The organism is Xenorhabdus sp. XBWT (genome assembly GCF_059072735.1).
Window position 1 is genome coordinate 1 of record NZ_JCACRQ010000003.1, and the last position, 25,260, is coordinate 25,260.

The 25,260-nt window shown below is 46.7% G+C and carries 31 protein-coding genes and 2 pseudogenes; 4 read left to right on the forward strand and 29 right to left on the reverse strand.

Annotated elements, in window-relative coordinates; all coding sequences use genetic code 11:
- On the forward strand, window positions 1–1,167 hold the full coding sequence (sopA, locus tag AC5JQI_RS19645) for a plasmid-partitioning protein SopA (RefSeq protein ID WP_237387342.1): 1,167 nt from the start codon (window positions 1–3) through the stop codon (window positions 1,165–1,167).
- Between the two features lie 10 nt (window positions 1,168–1,177).
- Window positions 1,178–2,149 (forward strand): ParB/RepB/Spo0J family plasmid partition protein, encoded by a 972-nt coding sequence (locus AC5JQI_RS19650; protein WP_493914872.1) that lies wholly within the window; start codon window positions 1,178–1,180, stop codon window positions 2,147–2,149.
- A gap of 55 nt (window positions 2,150–2,204) precedes the next feature.
- Here the strand turns inward: AC5JQI_RS19650 and AC5JQI_RS19655 are convergent.
- Window positions 2,205–2,309, reverse strand: a pseudogene (locus AC5JQI_RS19655) (DNA-invertase); the annotation flags it as partial.
- Window positions 2,310–2,408: 99 nt separating this feature from the next.
- Here AC5JQI_RS19655 and AC5JQI_RS19660 point away from each other — a divergent pair.
- The gene (locus AC5JQI_RS19660) at window positions 2,409–3,134 is read left to right on the forward strand and encodes a phage tail fiber protein (protein WP_493914873.1); all 726 of its coding nucleotides are present in this window, start codon (window positions 2,409–2,411) and stop codon (window positions 3,132–3,134) included.
- A 14-nt stretch (window positions 3,135–3,148) separates the two neighbouring features.
- Here the strand turns inward: AC5JQI_RS19660 and AC5JQI_RS19665 are convergent, their stop codons facing one another.
- The 27 genes from AC5JQI_RS19665 to AC5JQI_RS19795 form a co-directional block, all read right to left on the reverse strand.
- Complete coding sequence (locus AC5JQI_RS19665; protein ID WP_493914874.1) at window positions 3,149–3,745, reverse strand: tail fiber assembly protein; 597 nt, start codon at window positions 3,743–3,745, stop codon at window positions 3,149–3,151.
- Window positions 3,745–4,458, reverse strand: coding sequence for a tail fiber protein (locus AC5JQI_RS19670; RefSeq protein ID WP_493914875.1), 714 nt, complete (start codon window positions 4,456–4,458; stop codon window positions 3,745–3,747). Before AC5JQI_RS19670 ends, AC5JQI_RS19665 begins: the two co-directional genes overlap by 1 nt.
- 49 nt (window positions 4,459–4,507) lie before the next feature.
- Entirely contained in the window at window positions 4,508–5,104 is a 597-nt protein-coding gene (locus tag AC5JQI_RS19675; protein ID WP_493914876.1) for a YmfQ family protein, read from the reverse strand.
- The gene (locus AC5JQI_RS19680; protein ID WP_493914877.1) at window positions 5,101–6,237 is read right to left on the reverse strand and encodes a baseplate J/gp47 family protein; all 1,137 of its coding nucleotides are present in this window, start codon (window positions 6,235–6,237) and stop codon (window positions 5,101–5,103) included. Before AC5JQI_RS19680 ends, AC5JQI_RS19675 begins: the two co-directional genes overlap by 4 nt.
- The gene (locus AC5JQI_RS19685; RefSeq protein ID WP_493914878.1) at window positions 6,227–6,673 is read right to left on the reverse strand and encodes a phage GP46 family protein; all 447 of its coding nucleotides are present in this window, start codon (window positions 6,671–6,673) and stop codon (window positions 6,227–6,229) included. The genes AC5JQI_RS19680 and AC5JQI_RS19685 overlap by 11 nt, the downstream gene beginning before the upstream one ends.
- The gene (locus AC5JQI_RS19690; RefSeq protein ID WP_493914879.1) at window positions 6,670–7,251 is read right to left on the reverse strand and encodes a phage baseplate assembly protein domain-containing protein; all 582 of its coding nucleotides are present in this window, start codon (window positions 7,249–7,251) and stop codon (window positions 6,670–6,672) included. Before AC5JQI_RS19690 ends, AC5JQI_RS19685 begins: the two co-directional genes overlap by 4 nt.
- The gene (locus tag AC5JQI_RS19695; RefSeq protein ID WP_493914880.1) at window positions 7,241–8,329 is read right to left on the reverse strand and encodes a phage baseplate assembly protein; all 1,089 of its coding nucleotides are present in this window, start codon (window positions 8,327–8,329) and stop codon (window positions 7,241–7,243) included. The genes AC5JQI_RS19690 and AC5JQI_RS19695 overlap by 11 nt, the downstream gene beginning before the upstream one ends.
- The gene (locus AC5JQI_RS19700; protein WP_493914881.1) at window positions 8,326–9,732 is read right to left on the reverse strand and encodes a DNA circularization protein; all 1,407 of its coding nucleotides are present in this window, start codon (window positions 9,730–9,732) and stop codon (window positions 8,326–8,328) included. The genes AC5JQI_RS19695 and AC5JQI_RS19700 overlap by 4 nt, the downstream gene beginning before the upstream one ends.
- Before the next feature lie 90 nt (window positions 9,733–9,822).
- The gene (locus tag AC5JQI_RS19705; protein WP_493914882.1) at window positions 9,823–10,584 is read right to left on the reverse strand and encodes a hypothetical protein; all 762 of its coding nucleotides are present in this window, start codon (window positions 10,582–10,584) and stop codon (window positions 9,823–9,825) included.
- Window positions 10,585–10,653: 69 nt separating this feature from the next.
- Window positions 10,654–12,690 (reverse strand): hypothetical protein, encoded by a 2,037-nt coding sequence (locus AC5JQI_RS19710; RefSeq protein ID WP_493914883.1) that lies wholly within the window; start codon window positions 12,688–12,690, stop codon window positions 10,654–10,656.
- A gap of 112 nt (window positions 12,691–12,802) precedes the next feature.
- Window positions 12,803–13,096 carry a phage tail assembly protein gene (locus tag AC5JQI_RS19715; RefSeq protein WP_237387333.1) on the reverse strand — a complete coding sequence of 98 codons (294 nt, stop codon included), beginning with the start codon at window positions 13,094–13,096 and terminating at the stop codon, window positions 12,803–12,805.
- A gap of 8 nt (window positions 13,097–13,104) precedes the next feature.
- A complete protein-coding gene (locus tag AC5JQI_RS19720; RefSeq protein WP_493914884.1) occupies window positions 13,105–13,473 on the reverse strand; it encodes a phage tail tube protein in 369 nt (122 codons plus the stop codon).
- Between the two features lie 9 nt (window positions 13,474–13,482).
- Window positions 13,483–14,973, reverse strand: coding sequence for a phage tail sheath subtilisin-like domain-containing protein (locus AC5JQI_RS19725; protein ID WP_493914885.1), 1,491 nt, complete (start codon window positions 14,971–14,973; stop codon window positions 13,483–13,485).
- Entirely contained in the window at window positions 14,973–15,158 is a 186-nt protein-coding gene (locus tag AC5JQI_RS19730) for a DUF2635 domain-containing protein (protein WP_237387330.1), read from the reverse strand. Before AC5JQI_RS19730 ends, AC5JQI_RS19725 begins: the two co-directional genes overlap by 1 nt.
- A 3-nt stretch (window positions 15,159–15,161) precedes the next feature.
- Window positions 15,162–15,701: an ATP-binding protein gene (locus tag AC5JQI_RS19735; RefSeq protein ID WP_237387329.1), complete on the reverse strand. Its 540-nt coding sequence runs from the start codon at window positions 15,699–15,701 to the stop codon at window positions 15,162–15,164.
- A complete protein-coding gene (locus tag AC5JQI_RS19740; RefSeq protein WP_237387328.1) occupies window positions 15,698–16,030 on the reverse strand; it encodes a head-tail joining protein in 333 nt (110 codons plus the stop codon). The genes AC5JQI_RS19735 and AC5JQI_RS19740 overlap by 4 nt, the downstream gene beginning before the upstream one ends.
- Window positions 16,030–16,404, reverse strand: a complete 375-nt coding sequence (locus tag AC5JQI_RS19745; protein ID WP_493914886.1) for a hypothetical protein — start codon at window positions 16,402–16,404, stop codon at window positions 16,030–16,032. Before AC5JQI_RS19745 ends, AC5JQI_RS19740 begins: the two co-directional genes overlap by 1 nt.
- 1 nt (window position 16,405) lies before the next feature.
- Window positions 16,406–17,452 (reverse strand): major capsid protein, encoded by a 1,047-nt coding sequence (locus AC5JQI_RS19750; protein WP_493914887.1) that lies wholly within the window; start codon window positions 17,450–17,452, stop codon window positions 16,406–16,408.
- Between the two features lie 70 nt (window positions 17,453–17,522).
- Window positions 17,523–17,915: a head decoration protein gene (locus AC5JQI_RS19755; RefSeq protein WP_493914888.1), complete on the reverse strand. Its 393-nt coding sequence runs from the start codon at window positions 17,913–17,915 to the stop codon at window positions 17,523–17,525.
- Window positions 17,915–18,499: a hypothetical protein gene (locus AC5JQI_RS19760; RefSeq protein ID WP_493914889.1), complete on the reverse strand. Its 585-nt coding sequence runs from the start codon at window positions 18,497–18,499 to the stop codon at window positions 17,915–17,917. The genes AC5JQI_RS19755 and AC5JQI_RS19760 overlap by 1 nt, the downstream gene beginning before the upstream one ends.
- Before the next feature lie 2 nt (window positions 18,500–18,501).
- Window positions 18,502–19,362: a S49 family peptidase gene (locus AC5JQI_RS19765; protein ID WP_493914890.1), complete on the reverse strand. Its 861-nt coding sequence runs from the start codon at window positions 19,360–19,362 to the stop codon at window positions 18,502–18,504.
- Entirely contained in the window at window positions 19,359–21,011 is a 1,653-nt protein-coding gene (locus tag AC5JQI_RS19770) for a phage portal protein (protein ID WP_493914891.1), read from the reverse strand. Before AC5JQI_RS19770 ends, AC5JQI_RS19765 begins: the two co-directional genes overlap by 4 nt.
- Window positions 21,008–21,256 (reverse strand): gpW family head-tail joining protein, encoded by a 249-nt coding sequence (gpW, locus tag AC5JQI_RS19775; protein ID WP_493914892.1) that lies wholly within the window; start codon window positions 21,254–21,256, stop codon window positions 21,008–21,010. Before gpW ends, AC5JQI_RS19770 begins: the two co-directional genes overlap by 4 nt.
- 11 nt (window positions 21,257–21,267) lie before the next feature.
- Window positions 21,268–23,238, reverse strand: coding sequence for a phage terminase large subunit family protein (locus AC5JQI_RS19780; RefSeq protein WP_493914893.1), 1,971 nt, complete (start codon window positions 23,236–23,238; stop codon window positions 21,268–21,270).
- Complete coding sequence (locus tag AC5JQI_RS19785) at window positions 23,219–23,521, reverse strand: hypothetical protein (protein ID WP_493914840.1); 303 nt, start codon at window positions 23,519–23,521, stop codon at window positions 23,219–23,221. Before AC5JQI_RS19785 ends, AC5JQI_RS19780 begins: the two co-directional genes overlap by 20 nt.
- A complete protein-coding gene (locus tag AC5JQI_RS19790) occupies window positions 23,518–23,823 on the reverse strand; it encodes a hypothetical protein (protein ID WP_493914841.1) in 306 nt (101 codons plus the stop codon). The genes AC5JQI_RS19785 and AC5JQI_RS19790 overlap by 4 nt, the downstream gene beginning before the upstream one ends.
- A 207-nt stretch (window positions 23,824–24,030) precedes the next feature.
- Complete coding sequence (locus AC5JQI_RS19795) at window positions 24,031–24,672, reverse strand: hypothetical protein (protein WP_493914842.1); 642 nt, start codon at window positions 24,670–24,672, stop codon at window positions 24,031–24,033.
- Between the two features lie 49 nt (window positions 24,673–24,721).
- On the opposite strand from AC5JQI_RS19795, the gene AC5JQI_RS19800 reads away from it, so the two are divergent.
- Window positions 24,722–25,024: a 7(1) septoil knot domain-containing protein gene (locus AC5JQI_RS19800; RefSeq protein WP_493914843.1), complete on the forward strand. Its 303-nt coding sequence runs from the start codon at window positions 24,722–24,724 to the stop codon at window positions 25,022–25,024.
- Here AC5JQI_RS19800 and AC5JQI_RS19805 read toward each other — a convergent pair.
- A pseudogene (locus tag AC5JQI_RS19805) lies at window positions 25,017–25,073 on the reverse strand (hypothetical protein); the annotation flags it as partial. The gene AC5JQI_RS19800 and the pseudogene AC5JQI_RS19805 sit on opposite strands and share 8 nt — an antisense overlap.
- Window positions 25,074–25,260: the final 187 nt, after the last annotated feature.

The window sequence follows — 25,260 nt, forward strand, 5'->3', positions numbered from 1 at the left end:
ATGAATTTAGTTAATCGGTTGAATGAATGCATTAGGTTGGGTCAAACTATGACCCAATCAATAGCTAAAACTCAGTTTGGTGACGATAGCCCTGAGAAACGGGCTATCACTCGTCGATGGGGAATTCAGGAAGCAGCGGAATTGGTTGGTGTCAGTGCTCCAACTATACGAACAGCAGAAGAGTCAGGTCGGTTACCTGTCCCTGATATGATAAAAAAAGGAAGAGTTGAACAACGCGCTGGTTATACCATTCAACAAATAAATGAAATGAGAGATGTTTTTGGAACTAGATTGACTCGTCCCGATGGCTCAGACCCTCAAGTTTTGGCTATCGCAGCCCATAAAGGGGGTGCGTATAAAACTAGTACGGCTGTTCATACTGCTCAAAAATTCGCATTAATGGGATTGCGTGTACTATTAATTGATGCAACCGACCCGCAAGCGACTGCGTCCCTATATCATGGTTATGTGCCTGATCTACACATACATGTTGACAATACATTACTACCATACTATTTAGGTGAAAAAAGCGACGCTTTTTATGCAATAAAACCAACGTGTTGGCCGAATTTAGACATAATTCCATCATGCCTAGCTGTTCATCGCATAGAATCTGAAATTTATCCATTAGCTGACAGTCAGCGATTACCTACAGAGCCTCATTTATTATTACGAGCAGCCATTGAGAGTGTTTGGGATAATTATGACATTATTGTGCTAGATAGTGCACCAAACCTCGGCATAGGAACCATTAATGTTGTTTGTGCTGCTGACGTCATAGTTGTGCCCACCCCCGCCGAACTGTATGACTATGTGTCGACGCTACAATTTTTTACGATGCTCCGGGATTTATTAAATGGGGTAGATTTAGGTGGATTTGAACCCGATTTACGGGTGCTAATTACCAAATATAGCAACTCGTCAGGCAGTCAATCAGCATGGATGGATGAACAAATCAGGCATGCATTTGGTGGAATGGTATTAAATGAGGTGGTACGCGTTACTGATGAGGTGGGTAAAGGGCAAGTTAGGATGAGGACGGTGTTTGAACAGGCGGCTAACCAACGTTCTACCACTCATGCCTGGCGCAATGCCGTTCGCATTTGGGAACCCGTGTGCGATGAGATATTCAACCGCCTGATCAAACCTCGTTGGGAAAATATTTAGGAGAACGCTGATGAAACGAGCAAAAATGAAAAATGCACCGAATATAGACTGGAACAACATTCCGTCTAGCAACATCGGAACTAGTGCCCAATCGTCAGCTCCATCTGTAAACAATTTAAGGACCAGAGTGAGCGCGATGGCTGGAAATCAAATAACGCTGTCCGTGATGGGCCAAAATGTTCTGTTCACATTAAAAACAATCTCTGCATCTATGGTTGACAAATCAACTATGGTTTGGAGTGGTAATGAACGAGATCAGGATTTCCTCAACGAGAATGCACTATCAGACATAATACCGACATTTAAAACAGTAGGACAACAAAATCCTGCATTTGGACGAGATATTTCGGGAGTTATAGAGGTTGCTGACGGTAGCCGACGACGTAAAGCGGCAATTTTGACTGGGCGTGACTATATTGTTCTGGTTGGTGATTTAGATGACAACCAAATGGAGTGGCTCTCTAATGTTGGGAATGATTACCGTCCAACATCAGCATTTGAACGGGGCAGGCGATATGAACGGTTATTGCCTAAATTCGATGGCAGCATTTCACAATTGGCATTAGCTGAAAATATCTCACGAAAAATCATTACACGTTGCATTTCAACGGCAAAAATTCCTCGCGAAATAATTGCGTTATTTTCCCATCCTGGTGAATTATCAGCCCGTTCAGGGGATTCATTATATAAATCATACCAAATTGATAATGAATTAATGCTATCAGTAACGGGTGAATTAACTGAAAAACAAAAAAATGGGGAAATTTTTAGTGCAGATGAAATTATCCGATTATTAAGCAATGCAGTAATAAAACACAAAAAACAAGATATAGATGCAATAGAGCGAGTTTTTAATCCTGGGGCACGTGCAATATACCGAGGTAATCAGTTCACGTTAACGATAGATAAAACAAAAATTCCCGATTCAATAATACAACAGATTGAGAAATTACTAGAAAATAGTAATAAAAATGATAGTTGATTTCATAATTCAGTAAAAATTACATTGGGACCACGGTCCCAATTGGGCTGTATGTTTTATCCTCGAAAATCTGTTCACAATGTGTACTAATTAGGGACTTTCTTTATAAAGCACCATTTTGGTCATTTGTTGACACACGAATATAACCAATTTTTGCCATACCAAACTCCATTCATTCCATAATGGATAATTCTACCAACCTCATACAGTGACACATTGATTTACATTAAACCTCGGTTTGGTGGAAACCGTGGAGCGAGTGGAAAACACTAATTTAGGTAAAACGTATACACCGCGTACGAAACTAAGATCCGGTGAATGGGGTAAACCGGTAGGTTATTCAGTTCTGGTGGATGACAAAAGCGCCGGTTTCCCCACAGGTTTGAGCGGTCATAGCTATTGGCACATTATTGGAGCTCGTGATATGAGTCAGGGCTATGGCGGTTTTTTAACGGGTCACGCTGTTGGTCAAATTTATTACGGATACTCATTAGCCGCACGCGCCAATCCAACATGGTGTGCATTATGGAATACCAGTAACACTACCGTGGTTGACGGATTTCTAAAAACGGCCTCCCCCATCATCAAAATCTGGAGTAATGGAACATTCGAAACCAACGACGAATCCGAGGGCGCAACGGTTGAGCGTCTGTCTGAGGGTGCTTATCTCATCAAAAATGTGCTGGGATTCAATGCCGATGCTGCATGGGGTGGTGTCGATGGTGGCGTTGAAATACCTATGTGCAAAAATAAATTACCGCTGATTTGGGTCAATTATGAGGTATTGTCCGATGGTGCGATAAAAATCATGACCTATCACAGAGAACATCCAAACGCACCGGCATTCGCTAAAAATGTGCGTCAGGGTTATTCCGACGGGGATTTGATTGATATTCCGGCTGGCAGGTCTATTTCTGTCCGTGTCCAAATGCCAGAAAATTCTATCTGGAATCAACAACAACGAAAGTTGGCTGAAGAGCAATAGGGGCTGTGCCCCGTTTACTTCGGTTGTTCAGGCCATTGAATATCTGGCGCGGTAGAACAACCTACATCAGTGAGTTTGACACTGTAAATCTCCCATTCCCGCAATAATGTAATGTCCTGCTCCGTTGCCATCTCCAATCGTTTTTTACGTTCCAGCATTACGATCCGCTGTTCTGCTGCGTGCAGTAATGATTGGCGTTTATTTTCCGCCTGTTGTATCTCATATTCCTGTTGTTCCGCGGTATCTGTTACCCACCGTTTACCATTCCATTTATCAAATTGGGTTTTAGGCGCCAACAGGGTATGATCCGGTTCTAATTCGCCGATATAGTTAATTGTCAGTGCCTGCCGTGTTCCAGTATGGTGCACTGTTTTGCTTCGATAATCGGGAATGCGTTCCCATGCTAGATTATCGTCAGTACGACAAATTGCCATTCCTGCACTGGCTACAGGCGGGTCATCCGTACACGAGTGTGCCGGAATGCCTACACCAACCGCCAGATATTCTACCGTAGTGGATAAATATTCTCTGGTGTCCTCAGCATAGTTATAAACAGTAATATTCCCTGCCAATGTAGCAATATTATTTTTACCTAAAACAGCACTGTTCATTATGAAGCCCTCACAATATAATTAAACGCGATGTTTCGCGGACGAGTTTCAGGACCCCCTGAATATTCAGTTGTGATAGCTATATTTGCTAAATAACCAGCTGCATCCGCACCAACAGGATGCCTCCCGCCTGTAAAGTCAAATCCAGTTGCAGCCCATGAATGACTAAAAAAATGATCATGCGCCTTCAGCGAATCGTCCTGTGATGACAGCAGTCGTCTCCCCCTATCAACATTTCTTTTCTCACTCCATCCACGAATAAACTCACCACGCAAATCGGGCAATACTCCTGATGGATATGCCCGGGTTAGTTTCGGATATTTTTCCCTATCGAATGTCGAACCGTTACATTTCAGCCATCCAGTCGGGGGAATTTCCAACGGCCACGGAACAGGTACGCCAACTGGCAACGCTGAGCCTTCCCCTAAACCGAGGTTTTCTACAAACGCCTGTTTGTTGGGAATATCTGCGCCATTCTTGGATTTTTCGAGTGCACCATTAGAAATTATTTGGAATATGGCCGCTGATAATTGAGCGTCATTATTTTTATTTGGCCTAATACCCGCCTTGGATAAAACATTCAATATTTCTCGCTGAACGGTATTAAACCACGGGGCCTCTAATATTGTGGGTGCTACACCCGCGGCGACATTGCCGTTTGTGAATTCACCATTGTTATCAGCGGTATTAGTTAAATCACCAATTTTTTGCATAACAAATCCTCACTAAATGAAGGTGATATTTAAAAATTTGAGTTAATTGTTACTGACTGTAGCCAAACTGCAGAATGGTGTGAGACGGGCACAATTTATTGAGTTGGCATTCGAGTTTTTTATTACCCCACGAACGTAACGGGTCACCACAATAGTTCCCACCGGCAACAGCATAATTAATCGTCGTTGACGGTGCGTTAATTCGCCAAACAAATGGCCAATCGTCCCCGTTCAAGGCATCACCACACGCAGACATACCCGTTCTGGCCTGCCTGAATTCCGTAATGGTAATTTTGAATCCGAGTTCAGCAGCTAGACCGATGAAATACGAATTTGATTGGCCACCTGTTAGCAGTAATTTAGATACGACTGATTTTTGTCTCAATGAAACACTATCGATTTCGCCAATCGCGCAATCATCCGGTAATCCCAGCGATTTTTCCCACTCCGGCAACATAACGGTCGCCGTTGCAGGGAAACTGCCCTCCAGTAATAAATGTGCATCCTGATCACTACGATGATAACTGTATGCAATTGCCCTAATCACCGCACCCATTACTGAATCAGAATTTCTAATCCAGGCCATGCCTGTAGGCAGTAATCCATTTAATGCTGAGGCGTATTCACTGACGCTATATTGTTTCATGTGTATTTCACCTCACCCCGTAAAGGCAAATGCCCCACCGTCAGTTCAATATTTTTTGTCGGTGACGTGATCACAAACCCAGCCGTTCCCGGCACATCGGCAATGGCATACTGCAGATCGGATATCAATATTTTCCCCGTTCCGTCAGGGTTTCCGCTCTCAAACAACGCATTATCAATGGCCACTGCAATGCGATGGGTGATTTCCGTGCCCACATGCGCAATACCATTGATGGTAAAATTAATTGTTCGTTTTATCGGAGATAGTGCCCAAACTAACGCCGTCGTAGGTCGTAACGGATAAATATAATCAGCAACACGTAGTTGATCCCCTGTCGCATGAACGGCATAGGGTTCATGTGATGAGACACCATCGGTGCCAATGGGGAAACCATCCTGCCCATTATTGTCACACATAAAATATACGCCCACCGTACCCGCGCCTGCTGCTCTCGGTTTGACCCATGCCCGCGTAACACCAGGGACAGCTAACGCCCACTGTTTATAGTCATCATCCGAACCGCCCTGGGGAGACCCCTGATAGGCCAACAACATTCTGGAACGAAAATCGGCCTCGCTCTCTATATTGGCCCCTCCTGTTATTGGTGCAATTGCAACACCCTCAACATCCACACCTGCAATACTCTGGTCCAGTGTTAATGTCGTACCTGCCGGAGCATTACCGGCTGCACCTCCACCTGAGTTATCATCGGTAACATCAGGCAATATTGCGACGAGAATTGCCTGCCCACGTCCTTCTTGAATACAGATTTCATCAACGGTTTTATATTGATAGCCATCACCACGGTTCAATATTGTGCCAGCAGGAATTATTCGCCCATTCATCCCCGTAAATTGATAATGCTCGCAACGTGCTGCTGTCGCAGGTTTTTGGAATATTTTTTTCAATGCCGCCCAGCCCGCCAACCATTCGTCGGTTGCCGTAAACGGTGTCGTTTGTTTCGCGATATAGTCGAGATAGGCGTAATGCAGATGTGCCATTCCTGCATCCATATCAGCCAAAACACCCATATTAGAAAATCGCAGTAACGGGCCTGTAGCGTTCAATTCCGATTGCAAATAGCTGCGATTCTGCTCCCGGAGTTCGGTTAACGTTTTTCGTTTAAACGGCATTATCTCGCTCCCATACCCAAAAAAACCGGAGGTCCCCATTATCACGCCCTGGGCGTTGATAACGGATCACCATATTCAAACGATTTGGCCAAACAATCTGAGTTCGAATATCAATGGATTTTGCCACACCATCATCCAACATCCATTGCAGCGCCTCACCTGCGTAATCCTCCGTGGCCCGTGCCACTGCTGTAGTCAATTTCTGCCGATGCAGCAACCACAAACGGGAACCAATTTGATAATCCGCCCCGCTATCACCCCACCAACCACCGCGATCGGCGCTGTCAATGTCATCATCAGAACGAGCCTGCCTGTCTGTAAACAAACTGATAATAATGGCCGTTTGCAAATCATCACCGGTGACCAAATCACCACGACCCACTATCAAATCGGCATGAATGTTTTTTACATCCCACGATGAGGTAATGTCACTCATTTGACCTGTTCTCCTGTCGTTTGGCTGGTTACCGTAGAGCCGCCCGATTTCACGCCAGTTACGGGATGGGTGTGACTGTTATAGGAATCGCGCAACTGTTTCATTGTAGTTTTATTGCTGTTGCAGTTATCGATAATATCGCCGGATACCCGTAATACGGGTGTGTTCAGCAAAACCTCTGTTGAGGCATTAACAGTCACTGTCGAGGCGTTATTGACTGTGATAGGCTGACCCCGCGCCTCCACTGTAATTCCCGATTCTGTCAGCAGTATATGTAATCCCCACTGGTTATAAACAACAACCTCGCCTGATTTTAATCCGATATGCCGATATTTTTGATGATTACTGCCTATCACTACAGCATTGGATCGGTCTCCACCTAAAAACGCGAGAACCACGTCGGTTCCTGTGGGTAGTCCAGACGAGAAACCGAACTCAGAAATACGGTTTGTGTTATCACGAACCTCCATCTCAGTTTGATACTGGATACGTTGAATCACACCATTATCATTACAGGTTGTTACCCTGCCGAGACCCAACATCATCATGGCACGACGATATAAATTTCTAACGCCCATTACGTGTCTCCATTATTGTGCTGTAAAACTCGTACGGCTGAACGGCAAACGCAGCCGGGGGCATCAGGGTTAATTCTGCCCGTGTTCCGTCATCCCGATTGCGAACATAGCTCACCTCTGACAACAACCACTGCTCTGACTCCAGCCCGAAAACAGGCAAATGAATAGGGATTAATGTATTGGGTTGCCACAATGAACCGCTAATATCCCGCCAACTGTCAACCAGACATTTCAACGTCTGAGAACGACCATAACGGCGGTTCATTTCCCAATTTATCGACTCCTGCTGTCGTCCCCATGTTGATAACGTACTCTCGATAATGGTCACGAAATTTCGATATCGCATTTTTTCTGCTTCAGGGTCTTTCGATTGAGCAATGGTGACTGCCTGATAACCATCCCCGTTCGACAGTTCATTTAACGTATTTACTGACAGTGACAACCCACTGTATTCAGAGAATCGTTCATGCATTGATGACTGATAGTCAGCCAGTTCGATATTTTTTCCCTGTTCGACACCGCTCGCCGCCACCGTATCACCAACACGAGTCAAAAATAAATTGCCATCGGGTATGTCGTAGTACAGCAATGCAGACCAGCGGGTAATTCGGTCTATGACCTCCTGTGATGATTCCCCCCAGTTCAGCGTAAATTGAGGCACAGATTGCATATCTGTCACATCCGATGTCACCTCAATGCCGTACCACTGCGCTAGTTTCTGGGCAATCTGTAATGCGGTTGCTGAAGAGATAACGTTCTGCGGCCATTTTGCCGAACAGTCCACCAAATCCTGGCATTTACTCCTGCCGGTAACGCGGATTTGATGCGTTGATTTATTGATGGAGGAATTCCAGATGTCAACATACCCAGTAATCACAGGGTCATCACCCAGCAATACCTGACAGGGTTGACCAGGTTCAACCAATTGTTTCTCGTGACTGCCGGGATAATAATCCATTAATGTTAGTTCAAAATCGGATGGCAGTCGTTCTATACCGCGGGTCACACGAACGCTGTCCCAGCCATAAATCGTTTTGCCATCAATAACCAATGACAATTCATTCGCATTTTTTTTCATTTCCTCAGCGCCGTAAATTTGAGAGGCATAAATGCCGGATGACGCGGATTGGTCGCCTGTAGTAGTTCATCACTGCGGGACGAATCCTGATAAATTCGATTGGCCACATTCAGTGCCGGCAGAACTGCAGGCAAACTAAATTGTGTCAGCCGACCAGATTCCGCTCCCTGCAACTCTGAACTGGTAATAAATTCATGTCTGAGCGACATCAGTGATTGATAGATGTCATCCGTTCCCAAATCACCTGACATTATTAACGCTGCATCCAATGTATGGCACACTCGGCGTTGCAGTTCGTTAGCCTCTTGGTTATTAGCTGGTGTGAACTCACTGGCAACTCGGGCCATCGCACCAGAAGATAATACGACCAACAGTAAAACAGTCATGTTTGTTACATGACGATCAACGAAACTCTGTTGATATCGAGTATTTTGAAATGCTGACAAATTCTCAAAAATAGTAATTTTCTCATCTACACTACCGGCTGAACTAATAATTGAATCTACAACCCCATGTGCTGCCTGACTGAAATCCTCAATTGTCGAGGAATTTCGAAATCTATTAATGGACTCAATAATCGATTTACGGCTCATCACAACGGCAGCCGTGGTTTTTTGAACGATTTCAGTTTCGTCACGGTATTGACTGTCATGTGACCTAATTCCCGTAGCACCGGACACTGTGCCGCCGATTTTCCCGCGCTGATAACGCCCATAACGCTCGCTACCAAATGTCGTCTTGAACATATCACTGAGGTTCGTTACCTCGTCCACTGAGCGCATAACCATACCAATCCACTGGTCAGCCGTGGCCTGGATAGTTTTCATGGCCTGCACGACTGAGCGAATTTCACCTCTCACCAGAGATACATATTTCGCCAGAAGAGTGGTATAGGTTCTCAGCCAGTGTTTGCCCACCTCGGTTGCCGATTTTGTGCTATTTGTAACAGCAAAAATCTGTAATCCAGATTCTATGACCGTTAATGTGAATTCAAATACCCGCCCGAACTCAACATTTTCATTCATACGCAAACCAGACTCAGTCACACTGACCGTTAATTCGCCCAGTGTTGGATGAATCAATGTCCCGGCTGATCCTGTCTCACACGCGGCTACCAGATTTTTACGCTGGGTGATCACATCCGGCGCGTGATAAACCAGACTGTCCTGAATGATAAACCCGCGCAGGGTGATTTTTCGTGTCGCCCGGCCTAAATCCTCAATCCATGCCGTATCACGGTACGGATATTCATGAACAGCCTGACGGCGACCAAATACACTCTCACCGGAAACCACTGCAAATGGTATGCCACGAAACGACGCTGGCCGTAAATGTTCTGACCATTTCCACGATGAGTCATTACCGCCCAGCAATGAAGAAAGGGCATCTTGTATAAAGGCCATACTGCCCCCTGAAATTTGAATGTTAAAAAGCCGCAGCTAAGCGGCTTGAGATATTTAAAGTCTGAGTTAGTACAAATAAATCCTTACGGATTATTTTTTACAAAGCAGATACATTTTCCAGTCTTCAATTTCTGTATCTAGCTCACAGATTCTTTTTCCTTCTGGAGAAATTAGATATTCGTTATATACACGTCCTTCATCTGCTCTTATTTCGCTTTGTTCAACAACTAAGCTACCTATGTATTTATTATTTTCTGGCTTACCTATTAAGTTAAACATGTTAACAAACGTTAATTCACCGTCTGTAATGAATTTTTCCTTTATATTTATGTAGTTATTATCAAAAGGAATTGCGAAATCATGTATAGCATGACTGACAGCCCACGCCGGAACCGAGAAATAAACGATACCTTTCTCGTGGTTATAACCTACGATTTTCATGTTAGAAAGAGTCGTTTTTGGGTCTTCCGTGTATCTTTGCCGTATAATATCTTTTTTCCCACGAAAGCCATTTTGAGTGACATAAATTATCCTGACACTACTTTTAGGTTTGGGTGACTGCGGGTTCTTTTCTTCAATAGTAACAATAGCTAACGACTCTTTGGGATTGGGAATAAGGGCACTGGTAACTTTCATACCTTCCCCTGCAACCCATGAAGTTATATCCCTACCTTCATAACATGCAATATTATCAACACTATGGATCTTTCCTGAAAAAGATAGAGGGAAAGCAAATCCTTCATATCTCCCTCCCATATAGGCATCGCAGCGCACTTTACTTTCAGCATTTGCACTAACAGATACCAAAAATAACGCAATAGTAAGTAAAGATGTATTCCATATAGTCATCATTTCTACTCAGTTCCTGTAGTTTATGCAAAATATAATAAATCACATTACTGAGTAAAATATAAGCTATTTTCACGGATTCCGCATCGAGGTCGTCACTTTCCCCGCTGTTTTTGACTGGAATACCTGACGCTCTCCCGTCTTATCATTTACCAGTGTGATTTCAACCTGCAGAGGATTATCGCCTACAGAATCCTGAACAGCCTTTGCCATGCCTTTGGCTATTTCTACTTCGTACTCAACCTCTTTTTTCTTGCCGTAGAGTGAGGGAAACGGCTGTTTTGGCTCATCGGAAGGCGGTTTGCCTAGACGGGGTTCATTAGCCGGCAAGGACTCTTGTTGCTCAGTTAAATTTCGCGTTTTATCTACATGAGGTTGATTAAATGAGAGTAAATTCGCCTCAATTAACCCATTGTTATATTGTTGCCGTTGCTCCGTGAGTTTTTTCGGATTACGTAACCCCTTCCAACGGTCGCCATGAATAGCCTCTGCAATTCCCGTACTGATCTGTTTATCACTGTACGGATTGGATTTGTTTTCAACCGTAATCATCGCACTCATCAGTTTTTTCAGCTCTGCTGGGTTGTGCATATCAATGCGCTGATGAGGGGAATATCCCGCCTGTTGGGAAACTCTGCGAATATACGTTGGGGTATTATTCCTAGCCTGCGGTGGAGCTGATTTATTCGGTGGGGCATATTTATTCAACAGAGATGATACCGTATTTAGTCCCCGTTCCGCATCCAGCATAATTTGACGCGCCATCGCTGATAATCCGTCATGGGCTGTGGCAAACTTTACATAGGTGTGATGATTCCCAAAATCTTTACCGACAGCATTAGGTGCCGCAACTAAATTGCCAGGATTGTTGTTCCTAATGCCGCGCGCAGTCACCCCAGAATTTTTGGGAAAATTAGCCGGCTCTTTATAAATATCCTTATAGGATTTTTGTTGTTCAGGCACTAGCGGGGACTCTAATTTTTCATTCCCTTTTTTTTCATGCCATTTCTTGTATTTTTCGCGATACCCATCCGTCATTAATCCAAAATCCAGCATCGTCTTTTCATACGTACTGAGTGCGTTATAAAATTCTGGGGTATTATAGCCCCATCGCATTTGGTCTGATTCATCACCACGGGTAAAACCTAATGTCCGCGTAATAGCGAAATTATCTGGTCCATATGTCAGTAAATCGCTAACGCCTTTCAACCCGTCATTAATAGAACCGTCAGACAGTAAAAAATTTGTCATGGCATTGCTGGAACGCTGCTTAAATCCCTCCCAAGAGGCGTTCAATAGACTGAGCGTTCCGTTCAGTTCGGTTAACTGTTGGTTTAATCCCTCTGGAACCGTCAGCCCCAACACCTCTGATTTTGTCAGTAACTCCTTATACCGCGCACCTTGACGCAATAGCGCCAATGTATTGGCATCCAGCCCTAAAAAATCCGAGATTGTTTTCTGTTTTGCTGAAGAAAAGGTGGGAAATACCTTAGTCAGTTCTTCCATGGTCTTCATCACATCAGCCGTGCCATCTTCCTTACGGATGATTGACACGCCCATACCATTCAGTTGTGCTAATGCGGCATCATTCCTAGCCCACAATGGATCGTTGAATGTTTGATATAACCCATCAACAGACGATTTCGCCTCATCGGCGTTCGCCCCCAGTATGACCATTGCCCCCGACAATCGGGAAAATTCTTCGGTGGTCATGTTGTTATTCTTTGCCATGACGTCTAAATCATACGCCTGTTTGCTGCGCTCCCCGATATGTTGCGCCATTTTTGTGATGCCGTATCCCACGGCACCAATACCGCCCAGCTTCAATCCCATGCCCAGATATTTACCGGACAATTCACCAAACATTTTCAGCGGGGGGATCATATCACCAATATTTTGCACATTATCCTGAGCATTACGTGCCATATCACGCAACCTGTTACTCAATGACCCGGCATTTTCCAGTGTTTCATTACCCCCGAGCCGTAGCCCGTCGCGAGTGGTGTTCAGCAGCGGATTCAACTGTTTCAGTTTGGATTCAATATCAGCCAATGTTTTTGTTGCATTTTCATCGGCAGTTAACTCGAAATCAAATACATTTGCCATCATCTCCTCACATTATTTATACGTTCCGCCTGCTGGAACCACCATTCCAGACGGGAGCGACTCAGGAGCCAAGCCTCTCGTGGCCCCCAATGATAAAAATACGTGATATCAGCCGCTAACTGCTGCCATCCCCGGAGGGAATGTAGACCAAAAAACCCGTCATAAACTCTCGACAGACGTTAAAATCGGTGATAGCCATCTTTTTCAGTACCGTCTCAGGCACTCCTGACACCAATGCAATCAGGAGGCGCATAGCAGGCAGAGAACTACTAGTATTTTTCGCCTGCGCCTCGTAAAACTGTTCAACTTCTATCAGGCAAGGTTCGCGCAGAGAAATTTCTGTGTAAACCTCTTTGCCATCATTGCTCTCAATTCGTTTGCTGAGTTGGACTATTTTTGTCTTTTCCATAATAACCTCTAGTTTTCTGTTACCGAAATTCCTTCCCAGCGAACCTCAAACTCCGCATCTTCGCTGCGAACTTCCTGCGTTTTTACCGCCCACATGCCCTCACCGATGATGGTTTTACCGTTGGCGATTTCTGCCACAATGGTGACATTGGTCTGTTTGTTAAAATCTGCGACCGTGGTCCCACCACTGTCACGCACCCGACATGAAATAAAACACGGCTCAGGTTTTTCTTTGTACCCGTGCACCGAATCCATCCCTGTCAGGGTTTCGCGGGTCACGGTTGACGGGCTGTAGGTAAAATCCCCTGCTACCATGATAGACATGCCATCCACTGATACCAGAGCGGTTCCCGCCAGTCTGTTAGATGTGTTTCCCATTATTGCTCCTTATGCAGTCGGTCCCAGACGGAACTGGTTGAGCAGTGCGAATACGCGCAACTGGTTGATCAATGTGCCTGTCCAGAGGACATCGAGGCGGTTCGGATTATGGGCATTAATTTCAACCCGCAGCCCCTCAGCAAACGCCGCTGAATCCTGAACATAACCGTTGTATTCGAGTGTCCGGTATTGGGCGATGAGTTCAGCACGTACAATATTCGGGGTCACAATGGCCGAACCCGGCATGAACCGTGTACCGTCTCTGACCAGTTTCACCCGCCCAAATTTAGAGGTGATTTGGGTACGAATATAACGAGACACGAATGCCAACAAAAACAGGGTTTCTATTTGCAGGTAACTGTCGTCATTATCGCCATACGGATTTTTCTGGTACGTACTGATAATGTTTTCAATCTGTACGGTGCCGTCATCTGCCACGGTAACGGTTGAAATACCACTGTGCAGCAGATTATTTCGGTCAATCAGGTTCAGCTGATATTCTACTGCCGGTGCCAAAACCCCCGCTACGGGTAGTGTCTGTAATGGCCTGCCGGGATCATTTCGCAAACTCGGCGCAATAGCACCGGTTACAGCTGCTGACCAAATGTAGTTGGGAGTCGGTGATTTTGTTATGCCCAGCAGCGTTTCATGCTGATTGTTGCGGCGTTCGCCGGCATCAGCCAGTTCGCCATAGGTTCCGCTGACAACACTGATAGCATGGCCATACAATTGTTGTTCCCATGACCAGCGGCCACTGGTATCTGACAGGAACGATTTCATCTCATCCAGTGACGTGGTGTCCGTGTAGGGATTGACGATAAAATCAAATGCCCGGTCGCTGAGGTTGGACAATCCATTTTTCAGTTCCGGTGCCCCTGAACCCCCTGTCATGGGAGTGATCACCAACCCCAGCCCAGCCGGAGCCACCTCGCCGCCAGCCTGACCACGGTAATTCAGGCTGATATCAATGCCGTTACCGTGCGCCCCTTTATTTTTGGCGGTTAATGTGACCGTGTCATTTGCCGCAGTTGCAGTCACCGGTAGAGAAATTTTACGGTTAATCGCCGTAGTCAATGACTGTGCGATCTGCGCCGCATTATCCGTGGCCAACACAGTAACCTGCACCCGCTGACCTGCGATATACAAAGAAATAACGCCCGCATTGGTCGGCGGTGACGATATTTTCACCTGTCCTTTGGCTGCCAGCATATTCTCGCTATCGTTGAATGGCAGTACCCACAGTTCCGCTGCAATGTCGTTGGCCAGATACGCCGTCACCATGCCATGTAACAATGAACCATGACCATACTGGGACGCTGCCTGTTCTGCTGAGGAGACTCGGACGGGAATATCAGGTGCTGCCGTTGCACTGCCCAACATTTGCCCGATGATGAGCGTGCGCTGGGTAGCGATGGCACTGTTTGCCATTGAGTTATCGAACTCAACGAAAAACAATGGCGTCCTGAGATTATTGGGAATACGGGAAAACGGGATCGCCATTATTCATTCTCCTGATTCGTTGATTTTTTGGCGAGTTTAGTTTCCGCCATGGATTCGACCACATCACCGTCTCTCAATCGGCGGTGCCAAAACAGTGTATCCGGCACCTCAGCGCCAGATTCGGGCAAAAACTCGCCCCTGACCGGACAGCGAACACGCCGCCCAGCAACGGGTTTAACAAACATAATTTACTCCAGATTAATGCTGATATGGGGTTCAGGGGTGTGCTCTGGCATGGCAATCGTGACATCAATGCCGTCCAGTGGATGCGGCTCAATCGGGTAAAAATCCTCCGGCCCCTGATAATATTCAATATCAATGTCCATCAGGAGTTGCGCCATATGCGATTCACCGCTGGCATCAATATCGATTTGTGACCGGATTTCAGCATATTGTTGAACAACGCGGGTCAATTCATAACTGTTAATAACCGCCCGCTCGATTTGCTCCCGCAATGCCTCCAGTGCCAGTTCTGCCCGCTCTGCACCATAATCAGTCTCGTTATCAAATTCCTCTATCCTGCCGGTGACTCTGACGGTGGTTATGGTGTGAAACTGCGGGACATTACGGCCCAGTGATTTTTTATGATCAAACGGGGTTTGCACCAAAATACAGGGGTAGTCCTCACTGCGTGTTGACCAATCGCGTGGTGAATAAACACGGGACTGCGCATCCGTTTTATCCATGAGTGCCGTCACGACCATATTACGCAACTGTGCTGCATTCATTTTTCCACCACCCTGTTGAGTAACAAATGTGTGCCACCATGACTGTCAGGCTGAACATCGTGTACAACAAACTCGGTATTGATGCTATAGACAAACACGCGGTCACGTTGGCTGGGCGGGGATTTGAATACAGCATCGCGAACCCCCAGTATGGGTTTTGTCGTATTGATGCTGCTATCACCGTCCAGCGACTCCATTTGCTGGGCATAAGCACGATCAAACACCCCCACGATGTCATACGGTTGGCCATCTTTAGGCTGCCAGTTCACCCGTTCAGCAAACTGCTGATGCAACGGTGCTAACAGATGTTTATCCCAGTCAATTGGCATTATTCCTCCTGTAGATTGCCGGACAAAAGCCGCGCCTTCAAATCATCCAGCCGCGCAATAACACCCAGTTCAACCAGACGCTTTGCATCCGCATCCGAGATATAAATCACCGAATTTTCAGGATATTCAACACCGTCATGTTGGACCGTATTCCCCTGCAGGACGACAAACTCCGGAGTTTCTTCTTCATCAGAAGCGCGCTCGTTGTCAGGTTCAGTCTGGGTTGTCTTTTCAATATCAACATCGGGAAATTTTTCTGGCTGTGTCTGAACTTCAGCCTGAGTTACACCCTCTGTCGGATTAACCTGCAATTCAGGCGGTAAAACGCCCAAATCATTGTCGGTTGTCACAGATTCTTTTTGATTTTTCGCCATATCACACCACCGTTGCACATAATGCCGCGTTGACTCGGCTGGGGATAACCAACGGAGCAGACTGCATCATCAAAAAACGCTGAGCCGGATCTTCCTGTAACCACGATTTCGGCGCATAGGCCATTGGGCCATAGGTAAATGCGGGGTCAATAATAGCACCAAAGACCCGCGTTCCCATCAGGTCAGCGCCAGACATAATGACCGTTCCCTCCGGCAACATCGGTTTCTCTTTACCGTCGACTGGGTCGATAAACCAATCGTTGTACACCCACAGGTCGAACTGCCCCCAACGCCCTTTGTAGACAGCCCCTTTTTGCACCTGTGTACCGGGGTTAATCTGGTTGCCATACGGGTTTAATGCCGGAAATTTGATGGCGCTATCCGTAATGGTAGTATCCTGTCGAAACGCATTCCATGACTTCGTAGTGAATACTAGATCGGTCGGAACAGCACCGGAGTTCTTCAGGATGCGCTGCGACCATTCTTCAATGTCCAGCGTCGGCTGGTTATTGGTTTTTCCGGCATCAACCTTTGTCGGCCACTTGTCACTGCCACTCAGAGTAACCGTCAGGTCAGCAGAGCGCCCGAAGTTCACCACTTTCGTTTCGTAACCCTCGCCAGACACCGTAATTGTGCCGGAAGTTAATGCACTGGCCGCCATCCACTCAAGACGACGGTTAATAATGTCGATTTGGTCAGCCAACTCAAATTGTATATTGAGCATTTCACGTTCGCCCGCGGTGTACTGACCGCCAATGCGCTCCCCAATCTGGCGACGAATGGGTTTGCGTAAATCCGGTGCGCGTTTGTCTTTGATGTACGCGGGTTTAAAGCTGTTGGTCTGAAATTTACGCGATTCCACCAGTTTCCCTGCTACTAACGGAGAGACAAACGGTGCCATACGACGCAAACCCACATCCACGTCAATGGACACTTCTTCGGTGTCAGATTCCACAATGTTCGGGAAGAACTTGTCCAGCAACCAGTTCTGGCTGGTGATCAGGTTTGGCACAACCTGCACTAATACATTGGTATCATAAATATTCATGCTGTTTCTCATGTTAAAGACGTCACAATGCCTACTGTGACCAGCATGGAGACGTCTGTTAGAAATTAAATTAAGCGATCACGCTGTCGCGCAGGAAAAGAGAAAATTTACGGAGTTCAACGGCCAATTCAGGCAAAGACCAGCTTTGATCATGAAGGATACGGTGTTGGTTAAATTGGCCCATTAGATACACGCCGCCCATGACGCTATTTTCTGTAGCATCGACGTCATCCACCAAAATGGCGCTGGGAATTTGACTACCGTCTTTTGCCTCTTTTTTGCTGAGAACATACTCACGGGACGCCGTGATTTGACCCAGCACTGCCCCACGTTGCAATTTACCGCTTTTTGCAATAGCCACGGTATCAGTGACCGGTTGCAGTTGCCCCGCAACCAGCTGGTCAGGCACAAAAACCGACTGTCGCATACCCGGCTGAAAGGGGTTATTGGAATACTGATCCATTATTTCGCTCCTTTATTAGCGTTATATAAACCGGTCATTTGCTGGACCAGTGCGGAAGCTGAGCCTTTCGCGGGTTGTTGCGCATCCGGCCCCAATCGAACTTGTTGCTCCGCGCGCATCCGGCTGTCCAATGTGACACGCGACATCGTCACGGGACTCCCCATCGCTTTCAATGTACTGATGGCTTCACTTGCAGACAGTGTTGTATTGAAAGCTAAATGTGCCGCTATATCAGGACGACCTGCTGCATATTGGCTGCCAAAAATGGCAGCGGCGCGTTGACGTTCAGCGCGGCGGCCTTTTTTCACGTCTTTGTTGTCGTCATCGTCTTCGGCATCAGCGTCATCCTCTTCAGTATCGTCTTCATCCTCTTCCGCCTTTTTACCTTTGGCTTTTTTCGCCTTGCGTCCTTCTTTTTTGTCGTCTTCGTCATCATCTTGCGCATCAGGGTCATCCTCTTCTGCGTTTTCGTCGCGCTCGTCTTCCTCAGCCTTTTTACCTTTGGCTTTACGCGCTTTTTCGTCCTCGTCATGCTCATCAGCAGCGCGGGCTTTGGCACCTAGCAGGTGTGCAAATTTAAACATCGTTAAATTACTCCAGAGTCGTTCATCAGTGTTTGAAATGCGACATCCGGGGGCGCGACTTCATCCGCCAACCCAGTCTGTACGCCCTCGCTTGCCAAATAACAAGCGGCTTGTGTATTGCGGATTTGCTCTTCTGAGAGTCCGCGATTACGGGAAACAGTGCGTACAAAAAGACGCCCCATTTCATCAACATCGTGCTGAATGGAGGCTTTCGCCTCGTCCGTCAGTGGTACGTAGGGATTGCTTTCTGCCTTGCGATCGCCGTAAGTGATAATCGAGACTTTCAACCCGCTGTCTTTTATGTTCTGTGACCAGTCACAATGAATAACAATCACTCCCACTGAGCCGACACCGCCCGTGCGCGGCACAGTAATCTTGTCAGCCGCACTGGCAATCGCATACGCGGCGGAATAGGCGTTCTCACTCAGAATAGCGTGAATAGGTTTCTCGCCTCGCGACTGGTAAATCAGGTCGACCAGATCAAAACATCCCGCGACTTCACCACCGGACGAATCGATATCCAGACAAATCCCTTTGACCTCCGGGTCATTCAGTGCCCTGAGAAAGGCTCGCCGAATACCGTCATAACCGGTCATGCCACTGTAAGGTCGCAGTGAACCCAGTTTTTGTACTAACGTTCCCTGCACCGGGATCACCGCAATTCCCTCCAGTACGTCATAACCTTTGTCGGATCTAGCCTTTCGGGTAAAATTGCTATTGTCATCATCATCCCAGTTCATCCCGGCCTGAATTTGAGTGATGCCAAAGCGGTCCGTTAACGCCGCCATCACGACTTCGGCTTTCTTGGGGTGAATAGCCAGCGGCGTGTTAAATAGTTTTTGGGCTAAATGGGGTAAATTCACTTCGCCTCCATATTGTTGCTAGGTTGTGGGGCAGGAACTGGTTCAGCCCATTCAGGCAGAGGTATCCCGCGCTCTTTAAATGCTTCGATTTCACGCGCGCGCTGATCTAACATTTCCTCCCAATCTTCACCGGCGTTTTCTGCCGCCTCCATTTCAAGGGTTGAAAGCCCTGCATTCATTCCCAGAATGGACCCTTTCTTCTCTGCCACAGGGTCCACCCAGCCGCGACCGGGTCCCATCCAACGGGCTCGGCAATACGCCGCTTTTGCCTCAAGGAAATCAGGGGCATTACTGGGTAAAGGTAAGTCTTCGATATCGTGAATTTCTTCCACAAATGCCGAGGCAATGGGCTGCGCAAAACCAATCGCAAAATCATCGCGGCGGCGTGTCAGGGTTTTCCACGCTTCCAGCATCGCAGCACGGGCAGAGGAGTAGTTGACGTCCGACCAATCCTGCGTGACCTGTTGCGTTGAAAGTCCGGTTGCGGCGGCGATATTTCGCAGTACTGCGCTTTCAAATCCGTCAAAATTGTTGGTTGGGCGCGTGGCTGAAATCGTGACGATTTTTTCATTCGGAAACAGATGAGGAATGCGGGCACCGTTCTGTAAGTTCAGTCGCTTATCTTCATAGTATTCGCCACGCTGTGTTTGATACGCACTGAGTTCGTCACCACTGAAATCTCCATTGTCACCGAGGGCGGATGCCACCATTTGCGAATCATAGGGAGATTCAATATAGGCGCCGAAAATCGCATTAAGGATGGCCGCTTCAAGTTCTGATTCATCATATTTAATCAGCATTTTTAGCCGTTGAACTATCGGAGCCAGTATGCCAATTCCGCGATGCTGGGCACCCCGCTCATGGTCAAAATTATGCACCACCACCGGTCGTCCCCATGCTGTTTCGCGCAATATGCGCTGCCATGTCATGGTTTTTTTGCCTGACCACCAATCCCCAATATGCGCCTCCCGGATATGGTAGGCAATGGGGGCACCATCGTGATTAATTTCCACACCACCCCGCACACGCTCTCGGTCGAAATTCTCTTGCGGGTTACTGAGTCGGTCCGGGTCGATAATATGTACCGTGGTGGCATAGCGCCCACGTCCGGGACCCAGCCGATCAATGCGATATTGCAAGACCGCCACGGCATCACCGTCGAGTAATTTATGGCGAAAACCAAGACGCAGCATTTGCGAGACTGTCTGTTTGCGTTCGACATCACAATACAGCCCCGGATCATTCGCCCACGAACGCCAGTGCGCCTCGATGACTTTACCGTACTCATCCGCCCAAGTCGCATCAAACGCAGGGTTACCAGTGAGTAATTTCAGCATCCGGTAATCCGGTTTAAATATTGGTCGGTAGTTTGCACCAATGGCATTATCCAAGACACGGGTAATCGTGCCGGATGCCCAACCGTCGTTACGCGCCAAATCGCGCATACGTGACACAATGCGGTCACGGTAAATATTGATTTCATTATCCGGCGACCACAACGCCGGTTGCCAGTTGGCTAGCTGATCGCTGTACGAATCCGCCGCATCATAAGGAATACGACTACTGCCTGATAATGCATTGAATTTTACGGTGGCATTCGATGGTGGTAGCGGCTCACCATTTGGTCCTAATATTCTGACGCTCATCAATACCTCACTCTGATTGGTCTCCGTGACCTGATCCCCAATTCCATTTGTATTGCCTGAATCAGCGCTAATAAGTCACCTAAGCTGGTTTGTTGATACGACACATTGCGCGTACCATCGCCTTGCGTATACGAAAATGAAATTCCTTTCGTCCCAGTCGACAGTTCGATATAAGCTTCTTGAGCGGTATTGAGTGCTGCTTTGAGCTGCTCACGGGTCATGCCAGTGAGCATAGTAGTTGGTCGCATTAACTCGCTCCTTAAGGCAGTAGCTGTGATATACGTTTACGTGTTTGGGGTCTTTCCGGTTCTTGAATGATGACGCCGGGATATTGCAGGCTGATTTTGGTTTCCAGTTCAGCGGGCGGCGGTTGCAACCTACCAGGGTTATTTTCAATTGCGCCTGCCAGTGCATTCAGTTTCAGTCCCATGAATTGCAAACCGCACAGTGCAGCATAGGCATAAACACGACAGTCCAGTGCCTCATTCGCTCTGCCCGGTAATTGCTCCCATACACGGTACGTTTGACCACCTGATGTTTTTAATACTGAGCGTTCAGCCAATAGTTGGCTGAAATAACTGAGGTCTCTATCTACAGGGAAATGCATATATGCAGGAGCTGTATTTCCTGCCTCCGGTGGTGAAATATGCAATCGAGAGCGAATGGCATCTTTCGCTGCATTGACACCAATAATGACCGGTTTGAACGTTGATTTACTGCGTGACGACGGACGTTTGGTCGGCCAAACAGGAGATCTTTTTCCACCACGAGCCGACTCACCCTTAATAGCCCAAATTCTGCGACCCAATCGTTCACGAGCAAAATCATAAACTCTCTGTGTATGGTGACCACCGGAATCAATACACGCCGCCATAATGACAAAACCATGTCCATCGGCACGACGCCATACCTGTTTCAAATACGCATCCAATCGCGACCACGGTTCAGCAGTTTCCAAATCGCCCTCAATGACGTCGTAAGAAATTGACCAGCTCTCCTCATTACGACCCCAACCAACAACCTCAATTTCAAATCGCCCATCCTGAGTATCAATTCCCGCAACCAGTACAGTAACACCATTAGGAACCTCTGCTGCCCAAACCTCACAGCGTTCAATGAGTCGTTTTTCACTGAGGTATTTCTCACCTTTATCCTCATACGTTTCACCTAAAACAAGGTTGATGAATGTCTGCCTCAGTAACGGATCGTTTTTAATCCTCAACCATTCTGCAACCAGATACTGCCATGCAGCATTAGGAAACAAGCTGTAACCAGCCCAAATGTGAAAGCCAGCATGTCCAGTAAATGGTTTTGAGGCACGCCATTCGCCGTTCTGGACCATCCACGTTTTTTCACTATGCTGAATAACGCAACCATTATGACGACAAACATAATAGGCACTCTCAGGTATACCTCTGCCATCTTCGCCTTTTTCCCATTTAATACCGTATGGAACATCTGGACCGCCCCATTCCAGTACCTGATACTCATTACAATGAGGACAGGGTACGTAGTAGTAACGCTGGTCGCTGTCGTGGAATGATTTTTCTATACGGCTTGTTCCCCTGACTGTGGGTGTCGAACCAATCACAATTTTACGGTTCCAAAACGTCTCTGAACGTTTGATACCCAGTGATATCTGGTCACCCTCAGCACCGGCTCCACCTGAGGGATAACCGTCAACCTCATCAAATAAAATGATGCGACAGGTAATACGACGAAAACCACCGGGTGAATTTGCCCCGATCAGCGTCAAATTCGCGCCATTAGAAAAAGTTTTTTTCCTGATGGTTTGATTACTGTCTTTCGCTTTGCTATCACCGGCTATCTCTGTCAACACAGGTGTATCACGCAGCATAGGCGCTATCTCGGTTTTACTATAATCCTCAGCATCTTCTTCACGCGGCTGAACAACTAATATGGGTGACGGGTCATGCGATAAGTAATAACCAATCACATGATCCAGAATTTTGGTGTAACCAACACGTGCGGATTTCTGAACTGAAACCATCATCACTTTAGGGTCAGTAATGGCATCCATCATGCCATCCTGATATGCAAATGAACGAAAGCGCCCAGTTTGGGCGCTCGTTTCTTTTGATAATACTGCGTAGGTATTCGCCCACTGACTCAATGATAAAGGTTCTGGAGGGCGGATTGTTTTCCGCTGCTGTATTAAAGCATTAATAAAATTGTCCCAGGCAATAGGATTAGCTACTGGCGTCTCCATCACGACTCAGTTCCTCCATAGCCTCGTGAATCAATTCCTGTAGTGCCGATACAAAACCAGTATCATCGGTAGTCGATGCCAGCGCTCGCAATCTCGGCCCATGTTCAGGCCCTATCGCTATTAATCGTGTCCGCATCCTTGCATACTCATTACTGACAGCATCAATCATGTCCTGATACGGCAACAATAAACCTGCCTCTTTCTCGTAGGTTAATTTTGCCTGTAGTACCCGATAATGTTCCCGACGACGACGATATTCATCCAGTGAGATTTCATCGTTCAATTGGTCTGAATCGATGTCATCACTAAACCACTCTCCGTCATCTCCAGTGTTACCGCTATGTTCAGATGAATTGTTACCTGATTTGTTTTTTGCAGGTTTATTTCTGACAATTTCTTTTTTTTTTCGCCACGGGTAACAGTTTTTCTGTACTGCGAAATATTGGCATTCGACGCCTCAACATCAATGTCGTCACCGTCCATAACCAGCCAACCACGAGCCTTCCACTGAGTTACGGTTTTCCGACTAACATTATGCAGCCGTGCAAAATCAGCCTGTTTCATCGTTACCTCTGTCTGTTTCATCGTTACCTCTGTGTTACCTGTTACCCAAATTTTTTAAACTCGTAGCTAGTGAGAAAACACGGCGCGCAATGCCCGTGATATATCAAAGTGTTAGGAAGGACCCAAAAAAATCAGACGCTGTTACCATCTCTGTTACCTCCCGTTACCCTGCCGCGGTTGCGTCAAATTTTGACAATGCTGTACAGGGTGGGACCGCGGTCCCAGTTACTATTTGGCTGTTCTGATTGCCTCGCTCAGTGCCTGACTGATAGCGGTTGGCATCAATGATTGTGCCATTTGTTGTGCCCGCTCCTGATATCCGAGAACAGGTTCAACGGGTAAGGCATCACCAAATCGAATGAGCAGTTTTGGTGCTCGCTGTTTCTGCCTCGGCCTACGTGTGCCATTGGCAGAACGTTTGAGACGTCGATTGCTTTTCTTGGCCTTAGATTTTTTGCGTTGCCATACGCCATCGACTCCATTCAATTCACCGATGAATGTATCTTCCTTTCCTTTCAACTGACTCAGTTTGTTCCTAGGTAGATTTCCATATTTATTGAGTTTGATGTTCTTGGGGTTGAGTAATGCTGCCCCACTCAATTTATGAACGCCGCCAACCTCAAACGGCTCCAAATATTCAGCCGCGGTTTGCATAACAAAAACTTTCGCTGAAAGATCATTTTTGCGGGCACCGCGGCTTTTAACTGATTTAACGGTGAAAGGGGTTGGATTTTCTAATCTACGTTCTATTGCCTTTTTCTGAGCCTGTTCTATTTTACGCACGACTTTAGTCATTGCCTGAGCAGTGGCGAATGGGATTTGTTTTCTCAATCTGGCTAGCTGGTCAGACAAATCGCTTAGATTAGCCATAGTGATTTACCAATCATCTATAATGAATTTGTCAAAAATAGGAGTTCACATGAAAAAATTAGCAGTCCTGTTAATCGCGGCATTACTGCCATTTGGGGCAAACGCTAAAACCAAGGTCGATGTTTCTCAGGTTTACGGGAATATCAAAGTCGTTAATTCCGGTGCGGACTACAAGGTTAAGATTGTTAACTCATTCCCTGATCTGAAGGTCAAGGTTGTAACGGGTTCCGCTAACTCGTCAGGCAAATGGAAAATGGTTAACTCATCACCCAATTATACAGTTCAGTTTGTAAATTCATTCCCGGACTTTACCATCAAATACGTAGATTCATTTCCCGGTCCAACTAAATAATCTTGTCGAGCTGTTTCGGTAAATTGTGGGGTGCCTGCATCGCCCATGCTGCCGGAGGGAGTGGCTTGACGCACAGGGCAGGTAGCCTTGATGCGCAGCTTGCGACGGCCAGCGGCAACATCAGCCCGAAGAGGTGATCGCCTGAGAATGGCTTAGATTGTGATAAATATCACAAATACACTCAATGAGTGTAATTTTATCTTGATCAATGCACTCAATGAGTGTATATTTAAATC

What these genes read in the sequence shown, in the direction of transcription:
- sopA (WP_237387342.1), top strand. Translation starts at nt 1, where the DNA reads ATGAATTTAGTTAATCGGTTGAATGAATGCATTAGGTTGGGTCAAACT.
- AC5JQI_RS19650 (WP_493914872.1), top strand. Translation starts at nt 1,178, where the DNA reads ATGAAACGAGCAAAAATGAAAAATGCACCGAATATAGACTGGAACAAC.
- AC5JQI_RS19665 (WP_493914874.1), bottom strand. Translation starts at nt 3,745, where the DNA reads ATGAACAGTGCTGTTTTAGGTAAAAATAATATTGCTACATTGGCAGGG.
- AC5JQI_RS19670 (WP_493914875.1), bottom strand. Translation starts at nt 4,458, where the DNA reads ATGCAAAAAATTGGTGATTTAACTAATACCGCTGATAACAATGGTGAA.
- AC5JQI_RS19675 (WP_493914876.1), bottom strand. Translation starts at nt 5,104, where the DNA reads ATGAAACAATATAGCGTCAGTGAATACGCCTCAGCATTAAATGGATTA.
- AC5JQI_RS19680 (WP_493914877.1), bottom strand. Translation starts at nt 6,237, where the DNA reads ATGCCGTTTAAACGAAAAACGTTAACCGAACTCCGGGAGCAGAATCGC.
- AC5JQI_RS19685 (WP_493914878.1), bottom strand. Translation starts at nt 6,673, where the DNA reads ATGAGTGACATTACCTCATCGTGGGATGTAAAAAACATTCATGCCGAT.
- AC5JQI_RS19690 (WP_493914879.1), bottom strand. Translation starts at nt 7,251, where the DNA reads ATGGGCGTTAGAAATTTATATCGTCGTGCCATGATGATGTTGGGTCTC.
- AC5JQI_RS19695 (WP_493914880.1), bottom strand. Translation starts at nt 8,329, where the DNA reads ATGAAAAAAAATGCGAATGAATTGTCATTGGTTATTGATGGCAAAACG.
- AC5JQI_RS19700 (WP_493914881.1), bottom strand. Translation starts at nt 9,732, where the DNA reads ATGGCCTTTATACAAGATGCCCTTTCTTCATTGCTGGGCGGTAATGAC.
- AC5JQI_RS19705 (WP_493914882.1), bottom strand. Translation starts at nt 10,584, where the DNA reads ATGATGACTATATGGAATACATCTTTACTTACTATTGCGTTATTTTTG.
- AC5JQI_RS19710 (WP_493914883.1), bottom strand. Translation starts at nt 12,690, where the DNA reads ATGATGGCAAATGTATTTGATTTCGAGTTAACTGCCGATGAAAATGCA.
- AC5JQI_RS19715 (WP_237387333.1), bottom strand. Translation starts at nt 13,096, where the DNA reads ATGGAAAAGACAAAAATAGTCCAACTCAGCAAACGAATTGAGAGCAAT.
- AC5JQI_RS19720 (WP_493914884.1), bottom strand. Translation starts at nt 13,473, where the DNA reads ATGGGAAACACATCTAACAGACTGGCGGGAACCGCTCTGGTATCAGTG.
- AC5JQI_RS19725 (WP_493914885.1), bottom strand. Translation starts at nt 14,973, where the DNA reads ATGGCGATCCCGTTTTCCCGTATTCCCAATAATCTCAGGACGCCATTG.
- AC5JQI_RS19730 (WP_237387330.1), bottom strand. Translation starts at nt 15,158, where the DNA reads ATGTTTGTTAAACCCGTTGCTGGGCGGCGTGTTCGCTGTCCGGTCAGG.
- AC5JQI_RS19735 (WP_237387329.1), bottom strand. Translation starts at nt 15,701, where the DNA reads ATGAATGCAGCACAGTTGCGTAATATGGTCGTGACGGCACTCATGGAT.
- AC5JQI_RS19740 (WP_237387328.1), bottom strand. Translation starts at nt 16,030, where the DNA reads ATGCCAATTGACTGGGATAAACATCTGTTAGCACCGTTGCATCAGCAG.
- AC5JQI_RS19745 (WP_493914886.1), bottom strand. Translation starts at nt 16,404, where the DNA reads ATGGCGAAAAATCAAAAAGAATCTGTGACAACCGACAATGATTTGGGC.
- AC5JQI_RS19750 (WP_493914887.1), bottom strand. Translation starts at nt 17,452, where the DNA reads ATGAATATTTATGATACCAATGTATTAGTGCAGGTTGTGCCAAACCTG.
- AC5JQI_RS19755 (WP_493914888.1), bottom strand. Translation starts at nt 17,915, where the DNA reads ATGGATCAGTATTCCAATAACCCCTTTCAGCCGGGTATGCGACAGTCG.
- AC5JQI_RS19760 (WP_493914889.1), bottom strand. Translation starts at nt 18,499, where the DNA reads ATGTTTAAATTTGCACACCTGCTAGGTGCCAAAGCCCGCGCTGCTGAT.
- gpW (WP_493914892.1), bottom strand. Translation starts at nt 21,256, where the DNA reads ATGCGACCAACTACTATGCTCACTGGCATGACCCGTGAGCAGCTCAAA.
- AC5JQI_RS19780 (WP_493914893.1), bottom strand. Translation starts at nt 23,238, where the DNA reads ATGGAGACGCCAGTAGCTAATCCTATTGCCTGGGACAATTTTATTAAT.
- AC5JQI_RS19790 (WP_493914841.1), bottom strand. Translation starts at nt 23,823, where the DNA reads ATGAAACAGACAGAGGTAACGATGAAACAGGCTGATTTTGCACGGCTG.
- AC5JQI_RS19795 (WP_493914842.1), bottom strand. Translation starts at nt 24,672, where the DNA reads ATGGCTAATCTAAGCGATTTGTCTGACCAGCTAGCCAGATTGAGAAAA.
- AC5JQI_RS19800 (WP_493914843.1), top strand. Translation starts at nt 24,722, where the DNA reads ATGAAAAAATTAGCAGTCCTGTTAATCGCGGCATTACTGCCATTTGGG.